This is a genomic window from Enterobacter cloacae complex sp. IR5384 (assembly GCF_049237265.1).
Lineage (GTDB): Bacteria > Pseudomonadota > Gammaproteobacteria > Enterobacterales > Enterobacteriaceae > Enterobacter > Enterobacter cloacae.
Genome location: NZ_JBMKHJ010000082.1, coordinates 1 through 2,851, shown reverse-complemented (window position 1 = coordinate 2,851; position 2,851 = coordinate 1). Strand labels below are relative to the sequence as shown.

Sequence of the window (2,851 nt, the reverse complement as noted above, 5' to 3'; positions counted from 1 at the left end):
GAGAGCATGAAAAACCTCGGGGCAGCCATCGAATGATGCCATCTACAGGGGTTAAAATAACCACCATCATTTCATAACAATACCTGCTGACTATGAAGATCTACGTCATCAAAATAGCAGTTCATGGAGTCAGTCCGATGGTCTGGCGTCGGCTGAGAATTGCTGCCGACACGTCACTGGCCGCGCTTCACTTCATTTTCCAGATAGTGCAGGGCTGGGGGGACGACCATCTCCATCAATTTCACATTTATGGCAAAGATTACGGTATCTCCTACGAAGGAGGCATCGGTTTTGTCGATAATCCGTTCCGGGTCGTGATTGATGATTTTGCTTTTGATGCTGGCGATCGCTTTACCTATGAATACAATTTCTTTGAGCACTGGCTTCATGACATTCGTGTTGAGGCCATTTATGAAAACTCTACGCTGAAAGCGCCGTTTTGTATAAGCGGCCATGGTATGCCCGGAGCCACAGCTGCGGATGAGTTCGATAAAACCCTGGCGTTTCTTGAAGCTATCGTTAATGCGGATGATGAAACAACGGTCGGCGAGATCCGCCCTTTTGCTGACGACCTGGATGCTGTCAGGTTCAACCGCCACAAAATCAACCGGCAACTGAGCAGGCTCGACCTTGCATCTCCGGTACTGGAGCCTGAAGTTATCTGGCTGGGCCGTCGTCGCTGACTGATGTCTATAAAGGTATACGTTTTCAGCATGCCTCTCAGATCCCCGAAAAAATGTCTATAAACCTCCCTAAATCAGTGTTTATGGATTATTCTTTAAATCTCTATGATGTTTAAAGACCTTCCGGAGGTTTTGCGTGCAATATGCCTACATCAGGGTAAGCTCGGCCGATCAGAATACGGCCCGTCAGGAAGAGGCATTGTCAAAGGCGGGTTTTCAGCCTGATAAAATTTGTGTTGAGCATGCCAGCGCGAAGGACACAAACCGCCCGGGGTTACAGGAACTCCTGGGGCAATTACGCCCTGGTGATACGCTTCTGGTTCATTCCATCGATCGCCTTTGCCGGAATATGTCGGATATGTGCGCTGTCACCACCCGGCTTCGTGACCAGGGCGTTACCCTTATTTTTCTGAAAGAGCAGCTGACGTTCAGCGCCGGCACAAACAATCCGATGCAGGAACTGCAGCTGCACATGATGTCGGCATTCAGCCAGTTTGAACGAGCCTTACTGAAGGAAAGGCAGGCCGACGGCATCGCCGCGAAAAAAGCACGGGGTGAAAAAACAGGGCGCCCCGGCGCCGATATCAAAAAGATCCAGGAAATTGACGCACTCAGAAGCAGAGGGGTCAGGCTCAGGATCGCCTGCGACCATGCGGGCCTTGGCGTTTCCACATATTATAAGCTTCGTCACCAGATGAACAACCAGTAGCCGGGAGATAGTCATCCACCACAGCAGGAGGCAATGATGCAACTGACGCTCCAGATAGTCATCACCGATGAATCAGGCTCCAGTCGAACGGAGGAACTGATGACAATCCAGAAATCAGGGGAGACCCGGAACGACATCGGATTATCGGTGTCAGAATCCAAGCTGTTGCTGAATACGGTCCAGCAGTCGGTGGTCCAGCTGCAGGCAGACGAATATACTCAACACCATATCCGGTGCCCTCACTGCCTTGCTGCGCGCAGAATCAAAGGCAAACAGAAAATACGGTACCGGACGCTGTTTGGCGTTATTCCGGTATCCGGGCTTCGGGTGTACCGGTGCCGTTGTGAAGAGAGTGATACAAAGACAGTCAGTTTGCTCAGCGACTGGGCCGGCGATTATTCTCACCCGGCACTGAAATATATTGAAACCCGCTGGGCCTCGATGATCTCCTATGAAATGACGACTCGTCTGCTGAAAGATATTCTGCCGGTGGGCCACAGCCTGAATGCCTCAACGGTGAGGAATCATTTATGCCAGGTGGCGCAGCGTCTTGACGCTGAGGCTGAAGCTCATTCAGGTTTTCTTTCCGGCTGCCCCCGCGACTGGGGGAACCTGCCCAGGCCAGGAAAACCGCTTGTGGTGGGTATAGATGGTGGTTATGTTCGCGATCGGGATGACAAAAAGCGTAATTTTGAAATTATTGCCGGGAAGTCTTTTTCCGTTGGTGCGCCTGCTGACACCCGCCGCTTCGGTTTTGTTCAGAAGGATGACTGTCATCCGGAACGCAGGCTCATGACCCACCTTTCAGCGCAGGGAATGCAGGCCAACCAGCAGATATTTTTTCTGTCCGACGGCGCGGATAATCTCAGGGACCTCCAGTTCGGTATGTACCCTGAGTCAACGCATGTGCTGGACTGGTTTCATATCACCATGAGGCTGACGGTGCTCATGCAATATGCCCGGGGACTGCTGGTATCAGATCCAGAGGCGGGGAGTAAAGTTCTGGCACTGCTGGAAAGCATTAAACGATATCTCTGGCATGGCAATGTTGTCGCTGCGCTGGAACATATTGATAATTGCGTTATGTATTGCGATGACCCTGAACTCAGCTATCCTAGCCTGAAATCCCTGCAAAAACATCTGGATGAAATGTATACCTACATCCGGAATAATAAGATGATGATCCCAAACTACGGCGAAATGCGTCGGTACGGAGAGCCGGTATCAACCGCGTTTGTGGAATCCACGATCAATGAAGTGATCGCCAGACGAATGGCCAAAAAGCAGCAGATGCAGTGGAGCAGAAAAGGGGCTCATTATTTGTTACAGACCCGGACCGCCGTTTTGAATAACGAACTGCAGGATAAATTTGTCTGCTGGTATCCGGGTTTTCAAAGTGACGGGAAGGGACCAGCGATGGCAGCATAGCTCACGCTGCCCCAATATTTTTTATGCTCTC

General features: G+C 51.0%; 3 protein-coding genes. All 3 read left to right on the top strand.

Translation table 11 applies throughout. The features are described from left to right. Nucleotides 1-92 precede the first annotated feature (92 nt). The 3 genes from ACOTX3_RS25830 to ACOTX3_RS25820 all read left to right on the top strand — a co-directional run bounded on the left by ACOTX3_RS25830 (nucleotide 93) and on the right by ACOTX3_RS25820 (nucleotide 2,820). A complete protein-coding gene (locus ACOTX3_RS25830) occupies nucleotides 93-683 on the top strand; it encodes a plasmid pRiA4b ORF-3 family protein (protein WP_012477564.1) in 591 nt (196 codons plus the stop codon). Between the two features lie 136 nt (nucleotides 684-819). Further along, nucleotides 820-1,392, top strand: coding sequence for a recombinase family protein (locus ACOTX3_RS25825; RefSeq protein WP_001493762.1), 573 nt, complete (start codon nucleotides 820-822; stop codon nucleotides 1,390-1,392). A 36-nt stretch (nucleotides 1,393-1,428) separates the two neighbouring features. Beyond that, nucleotides 1,429-2,820 carry an ISKra4-like element ISKpn19 family transposase gene (locus tag ACOTX3_RS25820; protein WP_014839878.1) on the top strand — a complete coding sequence of 464 codons (1,392 nt, stop codon included), beginning with the start codon at nucleotides 1,429-1,431 and terminating at the stop codon, nucleotides 2,818-2,820. Nucleotides 2,821-2,851: the final 31 nt, after the last annotated feature.

Bases quoted from the DNA above. Each gene is read 5' to 3' on its own strand.
- ACOTX3_RS25830 (WP_012477564.1), top strand. From the start codon at position 93: ATGAAGATCTACGTCATCAAAATAGCAGTTCATGGAGTCAGTCCGATG.
- ACOTX3_RS25820 (WP_014839878.1), top strand. From the start codon at position 1,429: ATGCAACTGACGCTCCAGATAGTCATCACCGATGAATCAGGCTCCAGT.